Origin of the sequence: Gordonia shandongensis DSM 45094 (assembly GCF_000423025.1) — a bacterium.
Classification (GTDB): domain Bacteria; phylum Actinomycetota; class Actinomycetes; order Mycobacteriales; family Mycobacteriaceae; genus Gordonia; species Gordonia shandongensis.
This window is the reverse complement of the sequence record NZ_AUHE01000004.1, coordinates 1-25,182: the sequence shown is the minus strand read 5'-3', so window position 1 is coordinate 25,182 and position 25,182 is coordinate 1. Positions and strand designations below refer to the sequence as shown.

26 protein-coding genes are annotated in these 25,182 nt (G+C 71.4%); 20 read left to right on the top strand and 6 right to left on the bottom strand.

Annotation, left to right across the window (positions count from 1 at the left end):
* Positions 1-11 precede the first annotated feature (11 nt).
* From G528_RS0106855 to G528_RS0106790, 14 genes are all read left to right on the top strand, one after another.
* Positions 12-833 carry an LOG family protein gene (locus tag G528_RS0106855; protein WP_026918330.1) on the top strand — a complete coding sequence of 274 codons (822 nt, stop codon included), beginning with the start codon at positions 12-14 and terminating at the stop codon, positions 831-833.
* The gene (locus tag G528_RS0106850) at positions 830-1,402 is read left to right on the top strand and encodes an LOG family protein (protein ID WP_051198428.1); all 573 of its coding nucleotides are present in this window, start codon (positions 830-832) and stop codon (positions 1,400-1,402) included. The genes G528_RS0106855 and G528_RS0106850 overlap by 4 nt, the downstream gene beginning before the upstream one ends.
* Positions 1,403-1,444: 42 nt before the next feature.
* On the top strand, positions 1,445-3,217 hold the full coding sequence (locus tag G528_RS0106845; RefSeq protein ID WP_026918328.1) for a long-chain-acyl-CoA synthetase: 1,773 nt from the start codon (positions 1,445-1,447) through the stop codon (positions 3,215-3,217).
* Between the two features lie 96 nt (positions 3,218-3,313).
* Entirely contained in the window at positions 3,314-4,126 is an 813-nt protein-coding gene (gene folP / locus G528_RS0106840) for a dihydropteroate synthase (protein ID WP_211220610.1), read from the top strand.
* A complete protein-coding gene (locus G528_RS16675) occupies positions 4,123-5,043 on the top strand; it encodes a glucosyl-3-phosphoglycerate synthase (protein ID WP_035719250.1) in 921 nt (306 codons plus the stop codon). The genes folP and G528_RS16675 overlap by 4 nt, the downstream gene beginning before the upstream one ends.
* A gap of 35 nt (positions 5,044-5,078) precedes the next feature.
* Complete coding sequence (locus G528_RS0106830) at positions 5,079-5,423, top strand: DivIVA domain-containing protein (RefSeq protein ID WP_026918326.1); 345 nt, start codon at positions 5,079-5,081, stop codon at positions 5,421-5,423.
* 127 nt (positions 5,424-5,550) lie between these two features.
* Positions 5,551-5,718 carry a DUF3117 domain-containing protein gene (locus G528_RS16670; RefSeq protein ID WP_084638100.1) on the top strand — a complete coding sequence of 56 codons (168 nt, stop codon included), beginning with the start codon at positions 5,551-5,553 and terminating at the stop codon, positions 5,716-5,718.
* 53 nt (positions 5,719-5,771) lie between these two features.
* The gene (locus G528_RS0106820) at positions 5,772-6,581 is read left to right on the top strand and encodes a putative RNA methyltransferase (RefSeq protein WP_026918325.1); all 810 of its coding nucleotides are present in this window, start codon (positions 5,772-5,774) and stop codon (positions 6,579-6,581) included.
* 40 nt (positions 6,582-6,621) lie between these two features.
* Entirely contained in the window at positions 6,622-7,839 is a 1,218-nt protein-coding gene (gene glgC, locus G528_RS0106815) for a glucose-1-phosphate adenylyltransferase (RefSeq protein WP_026918324.1), read from the top strand.
* Positions 7,840-7,960: 121 nt separating this feature from the next.
* On the top strand, positions 7,961-8,617 hold the full coding sequence (locus tag G528_RS0106810; RefSeq protein WP_026918323.1) for a helix-turn-helix transcriptional regulator: 657 nt from the start codon (positions 7,961-7,963) through the stop codon (positions 8,615-8,617).
* A 13-nt stretch (positions 8,618-8,630) separates the two neighbouring features.
* Positions 8,631-9,767, top strand: a complete 1,137-nt coding sequence (locus G528_RS16665) for a hypothetical protein (RefSeq protein ID WP_245569707.1) — start codon at positions 8,631-8,633, stop codon at positions 9,765-9,767.
* Positions 9,764-12,412: a multicopper oxidase domain-containing protein gene (locus G528_RS0106800; protein ID WP_084638087.1), complete on the top strand. Its 2,649-nt coding sequence runs from the start codon at positions 9,764-9,766 to the stop codon at positions 12,410-12,412. The genes G528_RS16665 and G528_RS0106800 overlap by 4 nt, the downstream gene beginning before the upstream one ends.
* 72 nt (positions 12,413-12,484) lie before the next feature.
* Positions 12,485-12,829 (top strand): hypothetical protein, encoded by a 345-nt coding sequence (locus tag G528_RS0106795; RefSeq protein ID WP_156890373.1) that lies wholly within the window; start codon positions 12,485-12,487, stop codon positions 12,827-12,829.
* Between the two features lie 150 nt (positions 12,830-12,979).
* Positions 12,980-13,348, top strand: a complete 369-nt coding sequence (locus G528_RS0106790) for a hypothetical protein (protein ID WP_156890372.1) — start codon at positions 12,980-12,982, stop codon at positions 13,346-13,348.
* On the opposite strand, the gene G528_RS0106785 is transcribed toward G528_RS0106790, so the two are convergent.
* From G528_RS0106785 to cofD, 3 genes are read right to left on the bottom strand one after another with little or no spacing between them, the layout of a single operon-like run.
* Positions 13,336-13,935 (bottom strand): NUDIX hydrolase, encoded by a 600-nt coding sequence (locus G528_RS0106785; protein ID WP_051198424.1) that lies wholly within the window; start codon positions 13,933-13,935, stop codon positions 13,336-13,338. The two genes, G528_RS0106790 and G528_RS0106785, sit on opposite strands and share 13 nt — an antisense overlap.
* Positions 13,932-15,308 (bottom strand): coenzyme F420-0:L-glutamate ligase, encoded by a 1,377-nt coding sequence (locus G528_RS0106780; protein ID WP_026918318.1) that lies wholly within the window; start codon positions 15,306-15,308, stop codon positions 13,932-13,934. The genes G528_RS0106785 and G528_RS0106780 overlap by 4 nt, the downstream gene beginning before the upstream one ends.
* The gene (gene cofD / locus G528_RS0106775) at positions 15,305-16,345 is read right to left on the bottom strand and encodes a 2-phospho-L-lactate transferase (protein ID WP_026918317.1); all 1,041 of its coding nucleotides are present in this window, start codon (positions 16,343-16,345) and stop codon (positions 15,305-15,307) included. The genes G528_RS0106780 and cofD overlap by 4 nt, the downstream gene beginning before the upstream one ends.
* A gap of 330 nt (positions 16,346-16,675) precedes the next feature.
* On the opposite strand from cofD, the gene G528_RS0106770 reads away from it, so the two are divergent.
* Positions 16,676-17,002, top strand: a complete 327-nt coding sequence (locus tag G528_RS0106770; protein WP_051198420.1) for a WhiB family transcriptional regulator — start codon at positions 16,676-16,678, stop codon at positions 17,000-17,002.
* A 127-nt stretch (positions 17,003-17,129) separates the two neighbouring features.
* Here the strand turns inward: G528_RS0106770 and G528_RS16660 are convergent, their stop codons facing one another.
* Positions 17,130-17,639, bottom strand: a complete 510-nt coding sequence (locus tag G528_RS16660) for a metallopeptidase family protein (RefSeq protein WP_035719242.1) — start codon at positions 17,637-17,639, stop codon at positions 17,130-17,132.
* Between the two features lie 171 nt (positions 17,640-17,810).
* Between G528_RS16660 and G528_RS0106760 the strand changes: the two genes are divergently transcribed.
* Genes G528_RS0106760 through manA form a run of 3 tightly spaced genes read left to right on the top strand, consistent with a single transcriptional unit; the run spans position 17,811 to position 20,657 of the window.
* On the top strand, positions 17,811-18,242 hold the full coding sequence (locus G528_RS0106760; protein WP_026918315.1) for a DUF3499 domain-containing protein: 432 nt from the start codon (positions 17,811-17,813) through the stop codon (positions 18,240-18,242).
* 58 nt (positions 18,243-18,300) lie between these two features.
* The gene (locus G528_RS0106755) at positions 18,301-19,419 is read left to right on the top strand and encodes a hypothetical protein (protein WP_026918314.1); all 1,119 of its coding nucleotides are present in this window, start codon (positions 18,301-18,303) and stop codon (positions 19,417-19,419) included.
* Positions 19,419-20,657: a mannose-6-phosphate isomerase, class I gene (gene manA, locus G528_RS0106750; RefSeq protein ID WP_026918313.1), complete on the top strand. Its 1,239-nt coding sequence runs from the start codon at positions 19,419-19,421 to the stop codon at positions 20,655-20,657. The genes G528_RS0106755 and manA overlap by 1 nt, the downstream gene beginning before the upstream one ends.
* Positions 20,658-20,679: 22 nt before the next feature.
* Here the strand turns inward: manA and G528_RS0106745 are convergent, their stop codons facing one another.
* Entirely contained in the window at positions 20,680-22,059 is a 1,380-nt protein-coding gene (locus G528_RS0106745; protein ID WP_156890371.1) for a type VII secretion protein EccE, read from the bottom strand.
* A 109-nt stretch (positions 22,060-22,168) separates the two neighbouring features.
* Here G528_RS0106745 and eccB point away from each other — a divergent pair, with 109 nt between their 5' ends.
* Positions 22,169-23,557, top strand: coding sequence for a type VII secretion protein EccB (gene eccB, locus G528_RS0106740; protein WP_026918311.1), 1,389 nt, complete (start codon positions 22,169-22,171; stop codon positions 23,555-23,557).
* A gap of 36 nt (positions 23,558-23,593) precedes the next feature.
* Here eccB and G528_RS0106735 read toward each other — a convergent pair whose 3' ends face one another.
* Complete coding sequence (locus G528_RS0106735; protein ID WP_051198418.1) at positions 23,594-24,235, bottom strand: TetR/AcrR family transcriptional regulator; 642 nt, start codon at positions 24,233-24,235, stop codon at positions 23,594-23,596.
* A 228-nt stretch (positions 24,236-24,463) separates the two neighbouring features.
* On the opposite strand from G528_RS0106735, the gene G528_RS0106730 reads away from it, so the two are divergent.
* On the top strand, positions 24,464-25,182 hold a 719-nt coding region (locus G528_RS0106730; protein ID WP_245569706.1), incomplete at its 3' end, for a DUF222 domain-containing protein.

The following is a 25,182-nucleotide window of genomic DNA, read 5'->3' as shown; positions in this document are numbered from 1 at the left end:
AGTGTCGCCGCATGAGCGAGACACCGCGGGCCGACGATCACGACACGACCGGCGGTGCGCGCGCCCCGGCCGTTCCCGACCCGAGTGACGCGTGCGTCCGGCACGTCGGGCCGATGCAGGTCCGGGTCGCCGCCGACGAGGAGGTGATCCCGTCCGACCGCAAGCTCCTGCAGTGGGTCGACCCGCGGGACCCGAACCGGGCCGAACAGCGGATGATCCGGGACTCCTGGCGCGTCCAGCGCATCCAGGCGGAGTTCGTCTCCGGGTTCGACGCCCTCGAGGACGTCGCCGAGGCGGTGACCGTGTTCGGGTCGGCCCGCGTCGAGGCCGGGTCGCCGGAGTACGAGCAGTCGCGCGAACTCGGTCGCCTGCTCGGCGAGGAGGGGTTCGCCGTCATCACCGGCGGCGGTCCCGGCGCGATGGAGGCCGCCAACCGCGGGGCCTACGAGGCGGGCGCGCGGTCGATCGGCCTCAACATCGAGCTGCCCTTCGAGCAGCACAGCAATCCGTGGGTCACGCTCAGCATGAACTTCCGGTACTTCTTCGTCCGCAAGACCATGTTCGTGAAGTACGCGCAGGCGTTCGTCTGTCTGCCGGGCGGGTTCGGCACACTCGACGAGCTCTTCGAAGCGCTCACCCTGGTGCAGACCAAGAAGGTCCTGCAGTTCCCGATCGTGCTGGTGGGGCGTGATTTCTGGGGTCCGCTGGTCGCGTGGATCCGATCCGCGCTCGAGGCCGAGGGCAAGATCTCCGCGGGTGACGTGGATCTGCTGCAGGTGGTCGACACCCCGGCCGAGGCCGTCGCCGCGATCTGCGCATCGGCCCGCCGGTGACCGGGGCGGCCGCGGCGGGCGGAGCGGGAGCGCGGCGCGCGATCTGCGTGTACTGCGCGTCCGGGCCCGTCGACGACGAGTACCTGCGGCTGGCCGCCGAGGTGGGGGCGGCCGTCGCCGGTGCCGACGCCACGCTGGTGTCCGGCGGCGGCGACATCTCGATGATGGGGCACCTCGCCCGCGGGGCGCGCGACGCGGGCGGGCGCACGGTCGGCATCATCCCGGAGCACCTCATGGCCAAGGAGGTCGCCGATCTGGGGGCCGACGAGCTGATCGTCACCGACACGATGCGGGAGCGTAAACGCCAGATGGACGAGCTCTCCGACGGCTTTTTGACCCTGCCGGGCGGGATCGGCACCTTCGAGGAGCTCTTCGAGACGTGGACCGGTGCCTATCTCGGCGTTCACGACAAGCCGATCGTGCTGCTCAACCACCGTGGTTTCTACGATCCGCTGCTCGGTTGGCTCGACGATCTCCGGGCGAAGGGGTTCGTCGCTTCCGGGGCGCTTGCGAAACTGGAAGTATGTGACACCGTGGGTGCCGCGATCCAATACCTGACCGGCCGGTAAGGTAACGGCGTTCACGCGAGCTACGGGGAAGTGAGGCAGGCGATGAGTACGAATGCACCGGCGAAGGTCGGAATCACCGACATGGTGCGGGGTGCGATCAAGATGGTGCCGGACCTCCCGTCCATGGCCCGTCACGCACCGGGCATGATCTTCCGGTCGCCGGACGCCACCCGTTCCATCGGCCTGGTCTTCGCGAAACTCGCCGCCGCGCACCCCGACCGCCCCTTCATCCGCTGGCAGGGTGAGACCACCACGTACGGTGAGGCGAATCGCCAGGTGAACCGGTATGCCGCCGTCCTCGCCGAGCGTGGCGTCGCGGTGGGCGACGTGGTCGGCATCCTCGCCAAGAACAGCCCCACCAACCTCATGGTGATCCTCGCGGCACTCAAGCTCGGCGCCGTCGCCGGCATGCTCAACTACAACCAGCGCGGCGAGGTCATCGACCACAGCATGACGCTGCTCGACGGCACCGTCCTGGTGCACGACCCCGAGTGCGCGGAGGCCTTCGAGTCGATCGGCGCCGAGCACCTGCCCGAGCACGTCCTGGACTACGCGGCCCTCGACGACGCCGCCCGCGACAAGTCCGAGGCCGATCCGGCCGTCACCGCGACCATCCCGGCGTCGACGACGGCGTTCTACATCTTCACCTCGGGGACCACCGGTCTGCCCAAGGCCAGCGTGATGAGCCACAACCGGTGGCTCGCGAACTACGACGGCATCGGCGGTCTGGCCGTGCGACTGCGTCCGTCGGACACCATGTACGTCTCGCTGCCGCTGTACCACAACAATGCGCTCTCGGTCTCGCTCGGCGCGGTCCTCGCCGGCGGGGCGTGCATCGCCATCGGCAAACAGTTCTCGGCCTCCCGGTTCTGGGACGACGTCATCCTCAACCGGGCCACCGCGTTCTGCTACATCGGCGAACTGTGCCGCTACCTGCTCGCGCAGCCGGCGAAACCCGCCGACCGCGGTCACTCGGTTCGCGTGATGGTCGGCAACGGCATGCGTCCGGAGATCTGGGACGAGTTCACCGAGCGCTTCGGCATCGACCGCGTGGTCGAGTTCTACGGAGCCAGCGAGCTCAACCTGGCGTTCGTCAACGTCTTCGACGTGAAGCGGACCGCGGGCTTCTGTCCGCTGCCGTTCAAGGTCGTCGAGTACAACGACGACGGCACCGCGCGCCGCGACGCCTCCGGGCGGCTGCGGAAGGTCCGCAAGGGGCGGCCCGGGCTGTTGATCGCGGAGATCAGCGAGCGGGTGCCCGTGGACGGCTACACCGATGTCGACGAGACCGAGAAGAAGATCATCCGCGACGCCTTCAAGAAGGGCGACGCGTACTTCAACTCCGGGGATCTGGTCCGCGAGTTGGGGTTCTCGCACATCGCCTTCGTCGACCGTCTCGGCGACACCTTCCGGTGGAAGGGCGAGAACGTCGCGACCACCCAGGTGGAGGGCGCCGTCGACGGCGCCGACGGCGTGGAGCAGTCGGTCGCATACGGCGTCGAGGTGCCCGGTGCCGACGGCCGCGCCGGCATGGTCGCTGTGAAGCTGGTCGACGGCGCCGACCCGGACCCCAAGGCGATGGCCGATCACCTGTACGGCCGACTGCCCGCGTATGCGGTGCCGCTGTTCCTCCGGTTCGTGCCGGAGATCGAGACCACCTCGACGTTCAAGAACCGCAAGGTCGAGCTGCGCGACGAGGGGTACTCGCAGACCGGTGACGACACCGTGTGGGTGCTCTCGGGTCGATCCGACGGCTATGTGCCGTATTACGAGGGCTACACCGACGACGTCGCCGCGGCGAAGGCCCCGCGCTGACCGCTGCCCGGCGCACCGTAGGCTGAGGTGGTGAGTCCCGTCCGTCCGGCCTCGACCCTCTGCGGCCGACCCGTTCCCGACGACCGCGCCCTGGTCATGGCGATCGTGAACCGCACTCCCGACTCGTTCTACGACCGCGGTGCGACGTTCTCCGACGATGCGGCGAAACGTCGGATCGACGAGGTGATCGCCCAGGGCGCCGACATGGTCGACGTCGGCGGCGTGAAGGCCGGACCGGGACGGGATGTGGACGCGGAGGCCGAGACGCAGCGGGTGGTGCCGCTGATCGCCTGGATCCGCCGGACGCATCCCGATGTGCTCATCAGTGTCGACACCTGGCGTTCGGAGGTCGCCGCCGCCGCGTGCGCCGCGGGAGCCGACCTCATCAACGACACGTGGGCGGGGGTCGATCCGGGACTGGTGCGGGTGGCCGTCGATGCCGGTGCGGGACTGGTCTGCTCGCACACCGGTGGCGCGCGGGTGCGGACCCGTCCGCATCGGGTGGCCTACGACGACGTGGTGGGCGATGTGGTCGCTGAGGTCACCGCGGCCGCGGAGCGGGCCCGCGACGCGGGGGTCCGCGCCGACGGGATCCTCATCGACCCGACACACGATTTCGGGAAGAACACACATCACGGGCTGGCGCTGCTGCGTGGTCTCGACCGTCTCGTCGACACCGGGTGGCCGGTGTTGATGGCGTTGAGCAACAAGGACTTCATCGGCGAGACGCTCGACGCCGGCCTCGACGACCGGGTGGCCGGAACGCTCGCGGCGACCGCCCTCGCGGCGGCGGCCGGCGCCCGCATGTTCCGAGTCCACGAGGTGGCCGACACCCGCCGCGTGGTCGACATGGTCGCCTCGATCGCCGGGACGCGCCCGCCGGCGCGGACCGTCCGGGGGTTGGCGTGACGGCCGGGCGCGACACGCCGCGCACCTGGGATCACCCGACGTGGAGCGTCGACGAGTTGATCGCCGCCAAACGGGGCCGGACCGTGTCGGTCGTGTTGCCCGCGCTCGACGAGGAGGCGACCGTCGCCGCGGTCGTGGAGACGATCACCCCGCTGGTCGGGTCGCTCGTCGACGAGCTCATCGTCCTCGACTCGGGGAGTGGCGATCGGACCGCGGCGCGGGCCGTCGCGGCCGGAGCGCGCGTGGTCACTCGCGAGGAGGCGATCCCCGGGATCGATCCCGCACCGGGCAAGGGGGAGGCGCTGTGGCGGTCGATCGCGGCCACCACCGGCGATCTCATCGCGTTCGTCGACTCCGACCTCATCGATCCCGATCCGATGTTCGTGCCGCGGATGCTCGGGCCGCTTCTGGTCGATCCGGCGATCCACCTGGTGAAGGGGTATTACCGCAGGCCGCTGCGGACCGGCGACCGGCAGCAGGCCAGCGGCGGCGGGCGGGTCACCGAACTCCTCGCTCGTCCGTTGCTGACGGCGTTGAAGCCCGAGCTGGGCGGTGTGTGCCAACCGCTCGGCGGCGAGTACGCGGGGACGCGCGAACTCCTCTCGTCGGTGCCCTTCGCCCCCGGCTACGGGGTGGAGGTCGGACTGCTGATCGACACCTACGACCGCTACGGTCTGGCCGGAATCGGTCAGGTGAACCTCGGTGTGCGGACTCACCGGAACCGTTCGCTCGAGGAGTTGGCGGTGATGAGCAGGCAGATCACCGCGGTCCTGCTGCGTCGCTGCGGTGTCGAGGACTCCGGTGTCGGTCTCACGCAGTTCCGCGCCGACGCCGACGGCGGCTTCTCGTCGCGCACGATGCCGCTGCAGGTCGGCGACCGTCCGCCGATTCGGAGTCTGGATCGTTCGGTGCGCTGACGGCCCGGCGGCGCGGTCACCGCTACGCTGAACACGTGGTGACGATCGGTCTGTATGTGATGGGCGTGGCCGGGATGGTCGCCGTCCTGTTCTTGGTGGTGTGGTTCGCCTTCGGTCGCGGTGAGGAGCTGCCGCCGCTCGACCGCGGGACGACGCTCACCCGACTCCCGCGTGCCGGGATCACCGGCGACGACGTCCGTTCGGTGATCTTCGCGCAGACCTTCCGGGGCTATCGGGCGTCCGAGGTGGACTGGACGCTGGAGAAACTCGCCCGGGAGATCGACGAGCTGCGCGCCGTCGTCCACGATCTGCAGGCGCGCGAGGACATCGACGCGGGGTCCGCCGACACCGGGCCGATCCCGATCGTCCGACCCGAGTAGGGGCGCCGGGCCTGCCCGGCGCGATCAGGTTCCATGTCACCGGGCGGTCCTGACGTGGGTCGTCGCACATCATGCACGTATCATTGATCTGACACCTCGTGGAATCCATGTGAAGGGAGCACGACAGATGGCGGCGATGAAGCCACGTATGGGGGATGGACCGATGGAAGCGGTCAAGGAGGGGCGTGGGATCGTCGTCCGCATCCCGATCGACGGCGGCGGTCGCCTCGTCGTCGAACTGAACGATGAGGAGGCCTCGGCGCTGGGCGAAGCGTTGCGCGAGGTCACGGCCTGACGGACTCGGCCGGCGGTCGGTGGCTCACCGCCGCCGGCTTCGTCGTCTGTCCGGTGTGCGCGGGTTCCCTGCGCGTCGACGGCGGTGCACTCCGCTGCGATGCGGGGCACGCGTTCGATCTGGCTCGGCAGGGCTATGTCTCCCTGCTCACCGGTCGCGGTTCGGCGCACCGGTCCGACACCGCGGCGATGGTCGCGGCCCGTCATCGCGTCGTCGGCGGCGGTCTGTATGCGCCGATCGTCGACGCCGTCGCCGAGTGTGCGGCGGAGGCCGTCGGCCGCCGGGGTGTGATCGTCGACGCCGGTGGTGGTCCGGGCCATTATCTGGCGGCTGCGCTCGACGCCGCGGGACCCGACACCGCGGGGCTCGGCGTCGATCTGTCCAAGTACTGTGCGCGCAGCGCCGCGCGCATCCACCCGCGCGCGGTCGCAGCGGTCGCCGATCTGTGGGCGGGACTCCCGGTCCGTGACGGTGCCGCCGCCGCCGTCCTGTCGGTGTTCGCGCCGCGGAATGCTGTCGAGACCGCGCGTGTCCTGGCGCCGGGCGGGACGTGGATCGTCGTGACGCCGGAGCCCGGCCATCTCGCCGAGATCGTCGAGCCGATGGGCATGCTGACGGTCGGTGCCCACAAGGCCGACCGGCTGGCCGACGAGTTCGCCGCCGACTTCGCCGCGCCCCGCATCCGTCGCGTGCGGGCCGAGATCCGGTGCGACACCGATGCGCTCGTCGACATCGCCGCCATGGGGCCGGCGGCGTTCCACCGGGATCCGGCCGAGCTGCGGTCGGCGGCGGCGCAGCTCAGCGACACCGGGCCGGTGACTGCGACCCTCGATGTGACCGTGACGGTGGCTCGTCGCTCGTGACCGGGATGCCCGTCGCGTCCCGGCCGGATATGTTTGACACGTGAGATCGCAACCGCACGTCCTCGGAATCGTCCTCGCCGGCGGTGAGGGAAAGCGGCTCTATCCGCTGACGATGGATCGCGCCAAGCCGGCGGTCCCGTTCGGCGGCTCGTACCGGCTGATCGACTTCGTCCTGTCGAACCTCGTCAACGGCGGATACGAGCGGATCTGCGTGCTGACCCAGTACAAGTCGCATTCGCTCGACCGTCACATCTCCCAGACCTGGTGGTCGTCGGGGTTCCACGGCGAGTTCATCACCCCGGTCCCGGCGCAGCAGCGACTCGGTCCGCGCTGGTACACCGGCAGTGCCGACGCGATCTACCAGTCGATGAACCTGATCTACGACGAGATGCCCGACTACATCGTCGTGTTCGGCGCCGATCACGTCTATCGGATGGATCCGGCGCAGATGGTGGCCGCGCACATCGCCTCGGGGGCGGCGGCGACGGTCGCGGGCATCCGCGTGCCGCGCAGCGAGGCCTTCGCGTTCGGGTGCATCGACTCCGACGACGCCGGTCGGATCACCGAGTTCCTCGAGAAGCCGGCGGATCCGCCGGGGACCCCCGACGATCCGGACGTCACGTTCGCCTCGATGGGCAACTACGTGTTCACCGCGGAGGCGCTGGTGGACATGCTCAAACGTGACGCGGCCGACTCCGATTCGGATCACGACATGGGCGGCGACATCATTCCGGCGTTCGTGGCCCGCGGTGAGGCGTACGTGTACGACTTCAACGACAACGTGGTGCCGGGGCAGACAGAGCGGGACCGCGGGTACTGGCGTGACGTCGGCACCCTCGACTCGTTCTACGACGCGCACATGGATCTGGTGTCGGAGAATCCGGTGTTCAACCTCTACAACCGACGGTGGCCGATCCGTGGCGAGACCAGTCATCTCCCGCCGGCGAAGTTCGTGCGCGGCGGTGCGGCCCACGATTCGGTGGTGGGTGCGGGCACCGTCGTCTCCGGCGCGACGGTGCACGGATCGGTGCTCTCGAACAACGTGATCGTCGACGAGGGGGCGGTGGTCCAGGGCAGTGTCCTCATGCCCGGGGTGCGGGTCGGGCGGAATGCGGTGGTCCGCAATGCGATCCTCGACAAGAACGTCCGGGTGGGCGATGACGGGCAGATCGGTGTCGACCTGGACCACGATCGGGAACGGTTCGTGGTCAGTCCGGGCGGTGTGGTCACCGTCGGGAAGAACACGGCGGTCGGCTGAGGGCGGCCCAGTCGGGTGAGGGCGGCCCAGTCGGGTGAGGACGGGGCTGTCACCTGGGGATTGCGCCGTCGTGTGACGTCGGTACTACTCATTCGCGCCGAAATTAAATACGGTGAGATCCGTGAGTAATCGTTGGGGTCCCGAACCCGTGGCGCCGCCGCAGACCGCGATCAGTGCCCGACAGGCCGCGGTGCTCGATGCGCTGCGCGCCGCCGAGGGCGGGTTGCGCGTCGCGGAGGTCGCCGAACGGCGCGGCCTGCACACCAACACGGCGCGGGAGCACCTCGACGCGCTGGTCGACGCGGGACTCGCGGAGTCCACGACCGACCGACCGGCGGGGCGGGGTCGACCGGCGCGTCGATACCGAGCCGTCAGCGACGCGGTCGATCCGCGGGTCGAGGCCTACCGGGGGCTCGCGGTCGCACTGGCCGGTCACCTGCAGCGGACCTCCGCCGACCCGCCGGCCGACGCCCTCGAACTCGGTCGTGCCTGGGGGCGCGAGATCGCCGAATCCCACTGCTGCGGCGGGCAGGGACCGGGAGTGCTGCAGGAACTGGAGGCATTCGGGTTCGCGCCCGTCGAGAACGCCGATCGGAGCATCGCACTGCGCCGGTGTCCGCTGCTCGACGCCGCCCGCCGCTACCCCGAGGTGACGTGCCAGATCCACCTCGGCCTGATCCGCGGCACACTCGATGCCGCGGGCGACACCGTGACCAGCCCCGCCCTCGAACCGTTCGCCCGTCGGGGCTCGTGCACGCTCCGACTCGAGCGTCCCTGACCGCGGACCGCAAGTGATCACCGAACGGCCCGCCCTGCGCCTGGCGCTCCTCGTGCCCGGCGGCCTGGCCCTCCTCGCGGGACTCGACGCCGCCCTGATGCTCCTCGGCCTCCCGGCGCCGGTCGACCTGGGTCGCCTCGCCGACGTCCACGGCCCGCTGATGGTGTACTCCTTCGTCGGCACCCTCGTCGCCCTCGAACGCGCGGTCGCGCTCGGCCGGCGCTGGGGGTTCGCGGCACCCGGCGCTCTCGGGGTCGGCGGCATCCTGCTCGTGGTGCTCGACTCCCACACGATCGGCGGCGGCGTGATCGCAGCCGGATCGGCACTGCTCACGGCCCTCTACATCCCCCTGTGGTCGCGTAACGGGGCGCCGGCGGTCCTGGTGCAGGCCGGTGGCGCCGTTCTCGCGTTCGGCGGCGGCGTCCTCTACGCCTCCGGGATCTCGATCCCGTGGCTGCTGCCGTGGCTCGCCGGCTTCCTCATCCTGACCATCGCCGGCGAGCGGCTCGAGCTGGCCCGCGTGGCGTTCGTGAATCCGAGCGTGGAGACGGCGGCGCTCGCGGCGAGCGCCGCGGTCTTCCTCGCCGTCCCGGCGTCGCTGCTGTGGCCCGTGATCGGCTACCGACTGCTGGGGGCGTCGCTGATCGCGGCGACGGCCTGGCTGGTGCGACACGACATCGCCCGCCGAACCGTCCGGTCGAGCGGGCTGCCCCGCTTCAGCGCCTACTGTCTGCTCGGCGGATACGCGTGGCTCCTGGTGGCCGGCGGCGTGTGGCTCGTCGGCGGACCCGTGCGCTCGGGCCCCGGCTACGACGCATCGTCACACGCGGTGTTCCTCGGTTTCGTCATCTCGATGATCTTCGCGCACGCTCCGATCATCCTTCCGGCGGTCCTCCGGCGTCCGCTGCCGTACCGGCCGATCATGTACGCCCCGGCCGTCGCGCTCCACGCATCCCTGGCGCTGCGCGTCGTGGTCGGTGACGGCGCCGATGTGCGGTGGGCGGTCCAGGCCGGCGGGGTCGTGAACATCATCGCCGTCCTCGGCTTCGCGATCATCGCCGTCGTGTCGGTCCTCACCGCGCGGTCGGGGGCGACACGGGACCCGGATGCCGCGGGACGACACGCCCCGACCGGAGGAGAGACGCGATGACGCGCGAACCGATCACCCTGCGGGCGTGGAACGTGCGGGCCGGCGTCGCGGTTCTGGCGTGGCTGATCGCGCTCGTCGCGGTGGCCGTCGCGAGCGATGCGGTGACGGCATCGCACTGGCTGATGATCCACCTGCTGGGGCTGGGCGCCGCCAGCAACGCGATCCTCGTCTGGAGCTGGTACTTCGCCGAATCGGTCCTGCGCCTGTCGCACACCGACCGGCGTGCGGTGCACGCGATCCGGCTGATCGGCTTCAATGCGGGCGCGGTGGCCGTGGTCGTCGGATACGGGGTGTTCACGGCGGCCTCCGGCGACGTCGGCGGCGGCCCCTGGTATGCGGTGACCGCGGGAGCGTCTCTGGCCTTCGCCATGATCGCGTGGCACAGCGTCGACCTGGCGCACCGCGTGCGGACCGCCGTCGGGGCCCGCTTCGGAAAGATGGTCCACTACTACGTCGCCGCGGGCGGTCTGCTGCTCGTCGGGATCGGTATCGGCGTGATCGTCGCACGCGGCGGCCTGCACGGCGACTGGCCCGACCGTCTCGCCGTGGCGCACGCGACGCTCAACGTGTTCGGCTGGATCGGGCTCACCGTCATCGGCACCCTGGTCACGTTGTGGCCGACGATCCTGCGGACCCGCATGGCGGCGGGCGTCGAGGCGGCCGCGACGAGTGCCCTGCCCCTGCTGATCGGCGCGGTGGCCCTCGTCGTCACCGGCGCCCTCATCGGAGTCCTGATGGTCGCGGCACTCGGCATGGCGGCCTACGCGGTCGGGGTGGCGCGGACCGCGTGGTCGCACGCCGACGAGGTTCGCCGCAAGAAGCCGACGAGCTTCGCCGGCCTGTCCGTGCTCGCGGGTGTCGCCTGGCTTCAGTGCGCCCTCGTCGTCGGCGCCGTCGCCTACGCCACCGCCGACGACTGGACGGTCGCACATGCGCGTCTCGACACGCTCACCACGGCGTTGCTCGGCGGATTCCTGGCCCAGGTCCTGATCGGCGCCCTCAGCTATCTCATCCCGGTGGTCCTCGGCAGGAAGCCGGCCGCCACCCAGCAGGCGATGCGCGTCCTCGACCTCGCCGGCCCCGCGCGCGTGGGGGCGGCCAACGCCGGGCTGCTGCTGTGGGCGCTGCCGGGGGAGGGCCTGCCGCACACGCTCGGCGCCGCGATCGCGGTGCTCTGTCTCGGCGGCTTCGTCCCCCTCGTGGTGTGGGCCGCGGTGAAGGGCATGCGGCCCGCGGCGACGGACGGCCCCCGACCGCGACCCACCGATCGGCCGACGCCGCGAGTGCTGGGCGCGATGTCGGCGGGCGTCGCCGCGGTCGTCGCGGTGGCCGCGGTCGGGGTCGCGATCGACCCGGCGTCGATCGGGTTCGGCGACGATCGGCCCGCCCGGGTCACCGCCACGGGGCAGACCACGCGCGTCCAGGTCGGGATCTCCGGGATGCGCTTCGTACCAGGGCGCATCGAGGTCCCCGCCGGGAACCGGCTGGTGATCGAGTTGAGGAACACCGGCGACCAGACGCACGACCTGGTGCTGCCGACGGGGTCCGCCACACCGCGACTCAGTCCCGGCGAGAGCGCCCGCCTCGATGCCGGAGTGATGGGCGCCGACACCCAGGGCTGGTGCTCGCTGCCCGGGCATCGGCAGATGGGCATGGTCCTCGACATCGAGGTGACCGGCGGACCGCCCGCGTCCGCGACGCCCGACGACGGCCCGGACGATCGGGCCGGCGGACCGACGCCCGTCGACCTGTCGGCGGACCCGGGCCCCGGCTTCACGGCGCGAGATCCGTCGTTGCCCCCGGCGCCCGACGAGCGCGTCCACCGGCTCACCCTCGACGTGCGCGACGTGCAGCGACCGGTGGCGCCCGGGGTCACGGTGACCCAGTGGCCGTACGGCTCGGTGGGCCCCGACGGACGGTATCGCGGGGGAGCGCCCGGACCCACGCTGCGCGGCCGGGTGGGCGACGTCTTCGAGATCACCCTCGTCAACTCGGCGTCGATGGGGCACTCGGTCGACTTCCACGCGGGCGCGCTCGCCCCGGACCGTCCCATGCGGACGATCGCGCCGGGGGAGTCGCTGCGCTATCGGTTCACCGCGACGCGCAGCGGTGCGTGGCTCTACCACTGCTCCACGATGCCGATGTCGGTGCACATGGCCAACGGGATGTTCGGCGCTGTCGTCATCGACCCGCCGGACCTGCCGACCGTGGACCGCGAGTACGTCCTGACCCAGTCGGAGGTGTTCCTCGGCGGCCCCGACGGGACGGCCGATCCGGCGAAGGTCGCCGAGGACCGCCCCGACCTGGTGGTGTTCAACGGATATGCGAACCAGTACGACCACGCGCCGCTGCGGGCGACGGTGGGGCAGCGGGTGCGGATCTGGGTGGTCGCCGCCGGGCCGAACCGGGGCAGTGCCTTCCACGTGATCGGCGGTCAGTTCGACACCGTGTGGGCCGAGGGCGCCTATCTGCTGGTGCCGGGCAACGATCAGGCCGGGGGCAGCCAGGTCCTGGATCTCGCACCGGCCCAGGGCGGGTTCGTGGAGTTGACGTTCGACGAACCCGGACGATATCCCTTCGTCACCCACGCGATGGCGGACGCCGAGCGGGGCGCGCACGGAGTCATCGCCGTCTCGGCGCGGTGAGCGCACGGTCCGACGCCCGGTCGGCCTGCGTAACCGGGCCGAGCAGGGCGGCTCCGGTGGTTTACTGGATTCATGGGGATTCCGGGGGTTCGCACCAGTCGTCGCATCGCCATGATGATGGCGATTCTCTCGATGGTGGGGCCGATCGCACCGTGGGACAGCGACAGTACGTGGGTCAGATGGCTCACGGTCACCGCGCTGATCGTCTGGTACAGCGCCCTGCTCGTGATGGTCGGACTCGCGTTGCGGCGGGCCCCGGAAGCCCCCGATGACGAGCACCACACCGCCGACGAGCTGGCGCTCGACCTGGACGATCCGGAGCGCACCCGGCGAGTGGCGGACGCCGAACGGGAGCGCTACCGGCTGCGGATGACGCACCGCGCCGAGGAGAACATCGGGCCGTACTACCTACCGTGACCGACGCGGTTCGTCACCCACGCGACGGCGGACGCCGAGCGGGGCGCGCACGGAGTCATCGCCGTCTCGGCGCGGTGAGCGCACGATCCGACGCCCGGTCGGCCTGCGTAACCCGGCCGAGCAGGGCGGCTCCGGTGGTTTACTGGATTCATGGGGATTCCGGGGGTTCGCACCAGTCGTCGCATCGCCATGATGATGGCGATCATCTCGCCGGTGGTGCCGATCGCGGCCGTCGCGTCGAACGAGGCCGGTACGGCACGAACATGGTTCATCGTCGTCGCGCTGATCGTGTGGTTCACCGCACTGCTCGTGATGATCGGACTCGCGGTGCGCCGGGCCCCGCAAGCTCCCGACGACGAGCACGACACCGTCGACGAGCACCACACCGCCGACGAGCTGGCGCTCGACCTGGACGACCCGGAGCGCACCCGGCGAGTGGCGGACGCCGAACGGGAGCGCTACCGGGTGCGGATGACGCACCGCGCCGAGGAGAACATCGGGCCGTACTACCTACCGTGACCGGCGCGGTTCCGCATCGCGTCGAGACCCGCGTCGATGAGAGTCGGGATCGACTCGGCATCGACCTCGGCCGGCAGGGCGTCGATCGGCCACCACGCCAGATCGGTCGACTCGTCGCTGATGACGGCTCGCGGCAGGGATCCGTCGGCCGTGGGATCGGCGACCGCGGCGAACCGGACGTCCAGGTGGCGGGTGGGTACGCCGAGTGAACAGGTGATCGGATGCGCGTGCAGGTGCACGGGTGCCGCCGACAGCGTCAACGAGACCAGTCCCGACTCCTCGAGGCCCTCCCGTCGGGCGGCCTCGGCCAGCGAACGGTCCTCGGGCTCGCAGTGCCCGCCGAGCTGGATCCACTTGCCCACGCGCGGGTGCAGGGTCAGCAGGACGTGCGTCCGATCGGCGTCGAAGACGATCACCGACGCCGTCACGTGCCCGGGGACGCACGCCCGCTCGCACGCGTCGTCGGCGGCGGCGAGGAACGCCAGGTAGGCGTGGCGGAGGGAATCCTGTGCGGGATCGGGCGCCGACCACGAGGCCAGTGCGTCGACCGCGGCGCGATGCAGGGTCTGTCGGTGTCCGTCGGTCACAGTTCCACCACGAGGCCGGCGGTGTCGGCCGGCGGCCGCAGGCCCGCCGGTTCGGCGGGATGCCCGACGGCGACCGCCCCCAGCGGACGCCAGTGGTCGGGCAAGTCGAGTTCGGCGCGGACCACGTCGGCGGCGAAGATCGTCGAGCCGACCCAGCAACTGCCCACGCCCCGCACCGACAGGGCCACCAGGAGACCGGAGACGGCCGCACCGCCGGCGACGGTGAACATCGTGAGCTCGCAGTCGTTGCGACGCTCATCGGGGTACTCGTGCATCCCGTCGCCGGTGAGGACGGGGACCACCAGTTCGGGGGCGTCGTAGAGGATCTGCCCGCGCGCCACCCGTCGCTCGATGGACGCGGAGGTCTTGGCGTCGGCGGCCAGATCATCGCGCCACGCCGCACCCATCGCGTCGAGGAGACGCCGACGCCGCGCGGGATCGCGAATCCACAGGAAGCGGATCGGGTGGGTGTGATGCGGGGCGGGCGCGGTCAGCGCGTCGGCGAACGCCGCGTGCATCACGGCGTCCGCGACGGGGCCGTCGGCGAAGCGGCGCACCGAGCGGCGGGTGAGCACCGCCTCCCGGCGCCCCTGGTCGAGCGCCTCCTCGACGCCCAGTCGGAACATGTCGTCGTCGAGGTCGCGGACCAGATCGCGGGCGGTGGTGCCGTCATCGCGCGGGGTCATCCCGCGCACCACGGCCACCGGGACGCCGTCGAGTTTGCCCTTCACCAGGTCGGCGGCCGCGGCGATCTCGTCGGCCACCGCGATGTCGGTCACCATGAGCGTGTTGCCGTAGGCGTCGTCGACGCCGTCGTACCCGTGGCTGACGGCGATGCCGGCCGCGCCGATGGCCACATCGGTCTGTCCGGTCCGCCACGCTCGGCCCATGGTGTCGGTGACGATGACGGCCACCGACAGACCGTGATCGGCGGCGAACGCCGCACGGAGTCGGGCGGCGCTCGCATCGGGGTCGACGGGCAGCAGCGCGATCTGGTCGGTGCGGACGTTCGATCCGTCCACCCCGGCCGCCGCCTGCACGAGACCGTTGCGGTTCGCGGTGATCAGCGTGCGGTTGCGGCGCGCCACGATGCGGACGGTCTCCTCGTCGATCAGCGTCCGGCGGAAGGCGTCCCGCTCGTCGGGATCGGTGGGGGCCGCGACCATGCGGCCCTCGGTCTTGGAGAAGACCTTGCTGGTGACGACCACGATGTCGTCGTCGGCGAGCCACGGGGCGGCGGCGGCGATCTCGGCGGCCACGTCGCTGTGCGGGCCGAACTCGCCGAGACCGGTCACGGGCAGGATCTCGAGTCCGGCGGAGGCGCGGTGGTCGCGGCCGGTCGCGGCGTCCGGTGCCGCGGCGTCATCGGTCACGGCGTCTGCACCCCGACGAGCGCACACGCCGCGCGGATCATGTCGGCCGTCGCCGCGGCGTCGCTCATCAGCAGCGGGGCGGTGCCGACCGTCATCCCGTCGACGTCGGCCCGATCGCCGTCAGCGATCAGCCAGCCGTCGAGGAGGCCGTTGCCGCTGCGCGCGCCGTAGTGTTCGGCGATGCCCTGCGCCGAGGTCTCGACGCCGATCACCGACAGGCAGGCGTCGGCCATGCCGCGCAGCGGCTTGTCCGCGATCACCGGGCTCACGCCGACGACGGGGGCCGACGTGGTCCGCAGGGCGCCCCGGATTCCGGGGACCGAGGTGATCGCCCCGATGCTCACCACCGGGTTGCTGGGAGCGAGCAGGACGATGTCGGCGTCGGCGATCGCTTCGAGGACGCCGGGGGCGGGCGTCACCGTGTCGCGACCGACCTGGGCGAAGCCATGGGTGGGGACCTGCGCCCGATAGCGCACCCACCACTCCTGGAAGTGGATGGCGACGCGGGCGCCGTCGGCCTCGCCCGGTTTGTCGATCACCACGTGCGTCTCGTGGCGTTGATCGCTGGCCGGAAGGAGCCGTACACCCGGATCCCATCGTCGGCACAGCGCCTCGGTGACATCCGAGAGGCCGAACCCGGCCTCGAGCATGTGCGTGCGGATGAGGTGGGTGGCCAGGTCGCGGTCCCCGAGGCCGAACCAGTCGGGGTCGGCGCCGTACGCGGCCAACTCCTCCATGGCGTTCCACGTCTCGTTGCGGTGCCCCCACCCGCGGTCGGGGTCGATGCCGCCGCCCAGCGTGTACATGCAGGTGTCCAGATCCGGACAGATGCGGACTCCGTGCATGTAGGAGTCGTCGCCGACGTTGACGATCGCCGTCACCGAATGAGGGGCCTCTGGACTGTCCGGGCTGTTGGGGCCGTCGGGAAGACCAGGATCCTCCGACAGGGCGGGGAACGGCGTCCGACCGAACAGTTCGCGTGCGCCGAGGAGAAAACGGGCGCCGCCGACGCCGCCTACGAGTACCGTCACCTTCACACCGACCCACTGTAGTGCGGCGGCCGGAACGGGCGTTCGCGCGGCGTCCACGCGTGCGCGACACGCCGCAACATGCTGTCGTTTCGATGTCTGACACGGAAATGTCCGAGCCCGGTGGTAGGAATGAATCTTCGGCTTCCGCTTGACCGATCAGCCTTCGAGCGTGTCTAATCACAGCAGTGTCATTTTGAACTTCCCGATGACCATCACCGGTGAACGGCAACCGCTGCACACCACCGATGACCATCGCGCGGGGGGATCGATCCTGGCACCGGCCGGACAAACGTCCGGTTGCGGGGTGAAACGAGTCTGAGAGCAGGGAGGTGCCAGATGACTCTCGATGCCGGCAATGGTGCTGACCCGTTCGGGCAGGCGTTCACCAACCGACATCTCTCGGCCGTCCCGGACGAATGGGACGAGCTGTTCGATGCCATCGAAGAAGAACAGTGGCAAGACCGTGCACTGTGCGCACAGACGGATCCGGAAGCCTTCTTCCCCGAGAAGGGCGGATCGACGCGCGAGGCCAAGCGAATCTGTCAGAGCTGCGAAGTCAAGGCCGAATGCCTCGAGTACGCGCTGCACAACGACGAACGCTTCGGCATCTGGGGCGGACTGTCCGAGCGTGAACGCCGGCGCCTCAAGCGCGGCATCATCTGACGAGACCCGCAGTATGCGGTGACTGCGCATGCAACGACAGGGCAGTCATCGGCGGGGCCGTCTTTGACGGGGCATACGGCGACCGGGTCGACGATCACCGGGTTCGCGATCATCGGGCGATCCGCCCTCAGCCGGTCTCCGGTCCGCCCTCCACAGTCTCCTCGTCCACCCCGAGATACGTCGCGACCTGCTCGATGAGCACTTCCCGCAGAATCTCCGGCAACTCCTCGTCATCATGGGAGCGCAGTTCCAGCGGCCGCCGGAACAGGATGATCTGTGCGCGAATCGGGTTGCCCGCCACGTCGATTCCCGCGGGCAGCAGTCGCGCCAGCGGCACCTGGTCGTCGGCGGTCACCTCGTCGGGCCACTGCACGGGGTCGGTCCCGCGCGGCAGCATCCGCGGAATGTCGTCGACGGCCACATCCAGATCGACGAGATGGTCGTGCCACCGCGCATCGATCTCCGCGAAAGCATCCACCGCCGCCGCGTCGAAGTGATCGCGCCGAGTCCGTCGACCCGGCATCGACATCGGCATCAGCGGACCCCGGGTTCCGCGACCGCGGCGATCGCGGACCCGCCGCGCCGGAGGGGCGAGGAGCTCGCGGCCGGACCGCATGGGGGCGAGTCGGAAGGTCATGACCCGACTATGTCATGAACCGGCCATGTCACGACCCGGCCACGACTCGACTCGCCATGACTCGACTCGCCATGACTCGACTCGCCATGACTCGACTCGACTGTCGGCGGGTGTCCGCCTTCTGCGTGTCGATTTGTCCGGAGTGCCGTCGGACCGGCTAGGCTGACGGGCGTGAGTGTCCCCCGTCAGTGCTGCAGAACCGGCTGTTCGCGTATCGCCGTCGCGACCCTGACATTCGTCTATGCCGAGTCGACGGCGGTCATCGGCCCGCTGTCGGCCGCCGACGAGCCGCACTCGTGGGACCTGTGCTCCGAGCACGCCGACCGCACCACGGTCCCGGTCGGGTGGGAGCTGCTGCGCAGTGAGCGTCGACTGACCCAGCCGGCCGAGGATCAGGAGCTCACGGCCCTGGTCGACGCGGTCCGCGAGGTCGGCGGCACATCGCCGGCCCGGGCCGGATTCCTCGCCCACGCCGACTACGACGAGGTCCCCCGCGGACGGCATCGCGCCCCGCGATCCGGCCCCCCGGCGCCGTCGGCGCCCGTCACCCCCCGGCCCGGACGGCGCGGCCACCTGCGGGTGCTGCCGGATCCGGTCGACTGAGTTCGTCGGCGGCCCTGCGGTGCCGATATTCGGCGCCCCGCGAACTAGGCTGTGAAGCATGTCTGCGTTGACCACTGACCTCGACGATGTCGAGGGACTGATCGCTGCCGACCGCGACGGACTCCTGCGGTCCGCGGCGATGGCCGGCGCACAAGTCCGTGCGGTGTCGCAGGCGCAGTCCGAGGGCGTCCTCGGCAGGCTCGCCGAACTCCGACCCCGCGCTGTGGTGATCGTGACCGGTCGCGCCGCCGTCGCCCGCCGCGCCGCCGACCTCGTGGTCGCCGTCCTCGGCCCGCGCATCGACGTGCCCATGAGCGTCGTCCCGCAGCTGCCCGGGTGGATCGGTCCGCTCGACGTGGTGGCGGTCGTCGGCGACGACGCCGGCGACCCGGCGCTGTCGGACGCGGCGTCCCGTGCGTTGCGCCGCCGCGCCGAACTGGTGGTCGCCGTCCCGGTGGAGGGCCCCGTCCGCGAAGCCGTCGGTGGCGCGCCGGTCGCCGACCTGTCGCCGCGACTGCCGGTCGACCCGCGGTTCGCGTTCTGCGGTTACGTCGCCGCACTCATCGCGATGTGCACGGCGATGCCCGACGTCCGACTGCAACCGGCGCCGCCGGGGCTCGCCGACATCGCCGACCGCCTCGACGCGGAGGCGGCGGCCGACCATCCCGGCCGGGAGAGCTTCCGCAACGAGGCCAAGCTGCTCGCACTGCGGACGGCAGACCGCCGCGTGGCGTGGGCGGGTGACACCGCCGGAGCCGCGGTCGTGGCCGCCCATGCCGCCGCGACCGCCTTCTCCGTCGCCGGCGCCGTGGCGCAGGCCGCCGACGAGACCGCGCTCATCGCCCGCATCGCGGACGGACCGACGGCCTCGCCCGTCGACGACATCTTCCACGACCCCGACTTCGACCCGCCCCGCGACGCCGGCGTCCGCGGCGTGCTCATCACCGCCGACTCACGGCGCGACCAGGTGGAGCGGCGGGTGGCGCCGTTCGGCGACATCGACGTTCTCGCCGGCCGGGCGTCGGGCGACGAGGAGTCCGTCGGGCCGACACCGCCGACCGGTGCGGGGGCCGATCCGTTCGCGGACCGGCCGGCCGACCTCACCACCTACCTGGTGCTCGCGGTGCGTGCCGAACTCGCCGCGGTGTTCGTCCGATTGATGGGAGAGACGGCCTGATGAAGCTGCTGGCTGGAGTGGTGCGGCCGTACGCGTGGGGGTCGCGGACCGCACTCGCCGAGTTGCGCGGCGCGCCGAGCCCGTCCCCGCACCCCGAGGCCGAACTGTGGTTCGGCGCCCATCCGGCGTCGCCCGCCACGATCCGCGGCAGTGACACCGACGACCTGTTGACCGTGATCGAGGGGGATCCGGACGGACAACTCGGCGCGAACTGCCGCGAGACATTCGGCCCGCGCCTGCCCTTCCTGCTGAAGATCCTCGCGGCCCAGGAACCACTGTCCCTCCAGGCCCACCCGAGTCTCGAACAGGCCATCGACGGGTTCGAACGCGAGAACGCGGCGGGGTTGACGATGGACGCCCCCGAACGGAACTACCGGGACCCGTCGCACAAACCGGAACTGGTCGTCGCCGTCACCGAGTTCGACGCCCTCGCCGGGTTCCGCGATCCGCGGGTGACGGTGGAGCTGCTCCACCGGATCGACGCGCCGGCCCTGGCCCCGTACCTCGGGATGCTCGCCGAACAGCCCGACGAGTCGGGGCTGCGCGCAATCTTCACCACGTGGCTCACCCTGCCGGACGCGGTCATCGGCACCCTGGTCCCCGAGGTCCTCACCGGTGCGATCCGCGCGTTGGAGCGGGGCGAGGACCGCTTCACACTCGAACTGCGTTCACTGCTGGAACTCGGTGAGGCGTACCCGGGAGACCCGGGGGTGCTCGCCTCGCTCCTGCTCAACCGCGTCCGACTCCAGCCGGGGGAGGGCATGTACCTGGCGGCGGGCAACCTGCACGCCTACCTGCACGGAACGGCCGTCGAACTGATGGCGAACTCCGACAACGTCCTCCGCGGCGGATTGACGCCGAAGCACATCGACGTCCCCGAACTGTTGCGGGTCCTCGACTTCCACCCCGCGCCGATGGACGAGCTCGTCGCGCGGGTCCGCAGCGAGGGCGCCGAGCGGATCTACCTGACGCCCGCGGCGGAGTTCCGCCTGTCGTACGTGGAACTCGACGTCGACGGTCCGGCGTCGTCGATCGGATTCGACATGCCCGGCCCGCAGGTGCTGGCGGTCATGTCCGGTCGGATCGTCGTCGAGACGACCGGCGGCGAGACCGTGGAGGCCGGGCCCGGCGATGCGGTGTGGTTGGCCGACAGCGACCCCGACGTGACCGTTCGGGCACTGTCCTCGGCGACCACGTTCTTTCGCGCCCTGGTTCCCGGTCTTCGCCGCGACGGCTGACGCCGACGGGGGCGGGCACCGGTCAATCGATCTCACCGAGCAGACCGCGTTCCTCGGGCGTCGACACCAGCCGGACCGTCACGCTCGCGCCGCCCGCGGTCGCCGTCACCGTGTCCGGGTCGTCGCGGGACGCGATGAGGACCGGGTGCGCGCCGACCGACGGACCTCCCGCAGCGTCGCTCGCCCGGACGACGGTGACACCCGGATCCGCGACGACCGGCGGATCGGCGGCGTCGACGATCGCCTGAACACCGGACGTGTGCCCGCCGACGCGCACGGTCGGACCCAGCCGCGCGGCCGCCGGCTCCCAGTCCGCGGGGCACACCGTGCGGACGCACGTCGTCACACCCAGCCCCGCCAGACGGACGAGGACCTGGCCCGCGAGTCGTCGACCGCCGAGAACCTCCGACCGCGCGAGACTCGGCCCCGCCAGCCGGAGGGTCACCGGTGAGCCGTCGACGGCGGCGCCGACGACCTGCCCGTCACCGCCCGTCGGAATCCGCACCGACCCGATGATCGCGGCCGCCGCCGCACCCGTCTGCCACGGGAGATCGGGATCGACGCGCCCCGCCGGCACGGCGACCGGCAGCCCGATCGCCGCGAGGGCTCGCGGATCGCCGTCCACATCGACGAAACCCGGGCGCGGTGCGACGGGCGCGACGAGGCGATCGCGGACCACCGTCTGCAGACCGATCCCGTCGACGCGACGTCCCACACGGATCGTGACGGTCGTCGAGGATGCGGCGGACAACGTCGGGGCCGCCAGCAGGGCCCGCAGCGTCTCCGGGGCCTCGACCAGCGGAACCCGGGTGACGAGTGCGGGATCGCCGGGAGCGCGACCCTCGGTGAGCCCGGCCGTCAGAGCGGTGACCTCGGCGGCGGTCAACGGCCTCGCCGCCACCCCGACCTCCGCCAGACACGCCGCCAGCCGGCGCAGACACCAGATCGCGGTCCGCAGTGCGCCGACCCCCGAGCCGCCGCGGGCCGCGACGGCAGCCGGATGCGCCGCGGGCCGAAAACGCATCACGAGGTGGACACTGCGGTGCGCGGCGATCGGCAGGCCGCCGAGCAGACGCCGGTAGGCGTGGGCCGCCGGGCCGTGCGGCGCCGCCGTCATCACCTGGCTGACGATGTCGACGCCGACGGGGGCGGCGTCACGCATCCCGAGAGCACGGGCCACGGCGGGCAGGATCTCGGCCCCGCGGGGTCCGGCCCCGCCGACACCGCCTCCCGCGTGGTGAACGGCGTGCACCACGGGAACCGCCGGACCGGGATCGACGGCGAGGACCCCGAGCAGCTCGTCGCCCGCTCGGCGGAGTCCGGCATAGCCGTCGTCGCAGGGCACGTCGAACGCATCGTGGACGGCCGCGGCGGCACCGCGGCGTGCGAACAGTGCTGTCACCAGAGTGCTCCCCCCGAGGCACGGCGGATTCGCGGGGTTCGCCGAATCCATCCGAGATCAGGCTAACGCCCGGTTACCCTCCTTGCGGGGAAACGATCGGGGGGATCGGATGTCTCGTCACATCACCACGCGCGCACAGGTCAGCGGCCACCGCTTCGGGATACACCGTGCCGGGCACGCCCTGGTCCGGCGCGACGTCCGAATGATGCACGATCCGATGCGGACGCACGCGCGGTCGCTCGCGGCGGGCCTGGTGCTCGCGGTCCTCGCGCTCGCGGGCGCCGGCGTCTACGGCATCATCCGGCCCGCTCCGACGGTCGGGGACGCCGCCGTGGTGGTCGCCGACGACGGTGCGATGTATGTGCGGATCGACGACGTGATGCACCCGGTGAACGGCATCGTCTCGGCACGGCTCCTGCTCGGGGAGCCCGCCGAACCCCGACACGTGTCCGACGACTCGCTGCGTGCTTTTGCACGCGGGCCGGCCGTCGGTCTGCGCGGCGCACCGACGGCGGTGGGTTCCGGCGTCGGCGGATCCCGGTGGACGGTGTGCGACGCCGGCGGCGAGACCGTCGTGATCGCGGGTCGACTGCGGACCTCCGGCATGCGGAGCGGCGGCGGGGCCCTCGTGGAACACGACGGTGTGCACTGGCTGCTGTACGAGCGCCCGGGCCCGGACGGGACCGCCGTTCCCGTGCGGGCGCGGGTCGACCCGTCCGACACCGCGGTGCTCGAGGCCCTCGGATTGCGTGACGCACCGGTGCGGACCGTGAGCGCCGGACTGATCAACGCCTTCCCTCCCGAACCCGCCCTGACTGTCCCTGCGATCGCCGCGCGGGGTGCGCCGGGCCCTCTCGGCGCCGCGGTCGGATCGGTGCTCACGACGACGTCGGTCGGTGGCCGGGAGTCGTACCACGTGATCCTCGACGGGGCCGTCCAACCCGTGCCGCGACCGGTGGCCGACGCGATCCGGCTCGCCGATCCGACCGCGTCGGCACAGGTTCGGCGTGTCTCGCCCGGGGCACTCGCCACGGTGCCGGTCCGCGACGATCTGGCCGTCGACCACTTCCCGGCACGGACGCCCGCACTGGTCGACGAGCATGCGGACGTCCTGTGCCGGTCGTGGAGCCGCGGCGCCTCCGACGCCTATGCGACCTCGTCACTGTGGGCCGGGACGGCGCTCCCGCTCGGCGACGGTGCCCGGCCGGTCCGGATGGCGTCCGCCGACGGCCGGGGCCCCGCACTCGACGGCGTGTACCTGCGGCCCGGGTCGGGGGAGCACGTGCGCGTGACGGGGACCGACCCGCGCAGTCCCCGGTCGGCGACGTCGTTCTACATCGCCGACACCGGCGTCCGCTATCGGATCGGCGACGGCATCGGGGAGATGCTGGGACTGTCCGCCACCGAGCGGGCTCCGTGGTCGGTGGTGACGCTGTTGCCGTCGGGCCCCGAACTCAGCCGGGAGGCGGCAGCCGTCGCCGCCGACACGGCCCGCTGACGGTCGGCGTGGGGGCGGGGTTGTGGGGCGCGACGCTCAGGGGTGCGTGACGAGGCGCCGAACGAGGGTCTCCCAGTCGTCGGCGATCTGCGCGGGCGTCATGCCGAGCATGTCGATCAGGTGTCGGACCGCGAGAGCGTTGAGCGGGGCTTGGAGTGCGTGTGCGACCACGTCGAGGCGGCCGGTGAACCCGAGATCGGTGAGCAGCAGTCGGACGTGCTGGGTCGACATCGCCATCACCGGGTGGGCCAGATAGTCGGGATGATCGGCGCCGGCCTCCAACAGGATGTCGAGGTGATCGACGGTCATCTTCAGTCGAGCCCGTCCGTAGGCGATGAGCCGTTCGAGCGGCGGAGCGCCCGGTCCCAGCGGTTCGGGGCCCGAGAGGAAAGCCTGCTGCAGATCGGCTTCGGAGTGGTCGAGCAGCGCGAGCATCAACCCGGTCCGATTGCCGAAACGCCGGAAGACGGTGCCTTTTCCGACGCCCGCCGCCCGCGCGACGGCCTCCATCGTGACGGCGGCCGCACCGTGCGAATCGATCAACGATTTGGCCGCCGCGAGGAGGAGGCGGCGATTCCGCGCGGCGTCGGCGCGTTCGGGCGACGCGGCAGGGGTGTTCGCCACGTGGAGTTCCAGTGGTCCGCGCAGCTCGAAGGGGCCGCGGCTGTCGGGCAGCATAATGCCGGATTCTAGTCGGTCTGGGGAGCGGTGGCGGTCGACGCGCCTGCGTTCCGGGGGCGAATGGTCCGTTCAGCGGGCAGGTGCGTCCGCATTCCCTCGCCTCATCGAGTAGGTGAGCGGAGGGGCGATCGTGGGAGAGCGGTTTTGTCGGAGGGTCTTGTTAGTGTCGTGTCACAGCTTCGATAGCAGCGGTGAGCTGCAGGAACACGCTAGGGGGTGAGGGTCGTGACGACGATCATCGCCGCGCCGGCCTCACCCGATCTGGATGCCCTGCTGCCCGATGATCCGGTCGCCCTGGCCGCCGTCGCGAACGCCGTCGCGGTGAAGCTGGCCGCACTACCGCTGGCCGCGTCCACCGAAGGTGAGTTGTTGGCGGCGGCGGAGTCGTTGGAGCAGGCACGGCGCCGGTTCGACGCCGCCGATGCGGCCGTCCTGGTGGAGATCTCCGACCGAGGCGCCTACCGCACGGCCGGCTACCTGTCGTTGCACGCGTATCTGTCCGGTGGTCTGCGGGTCGGTGACGGTGCCGCCCGCCGACGCCGGGTCGCCGCCGCGGCGATCGGACGATTCACCAACATGCTCGGCCAAACCCTCGAACCGCGGTGCCCGGCCACCGCCGTAGCGGTCGGCGACGGGGCGATCGGGGTCGATCACGTCTTGGAGATCGACGCCGTTTTGACTCGCATCCCCGCCGCCGTCACCACCGACGTCCGTGAGGGTGCCGAAGCCCAGCTCGCGGCCGTGGCCCGCACCCTGACTCCCGCCGGGGTCCGCACCGCCGGTGTGCGTCTGCTGGCGCATCTGGATCCCGATGGGCAGCTCACCGACGACCGCGACCGCCGCCGCCTCCGCGGCCTGGCGTTGATGCCGCAAGACCGACAGTTGATGAGCACACTGCGCACCCGGCTCACCCCGGGATTGCGGGCCGACCTCGAGATCATGCT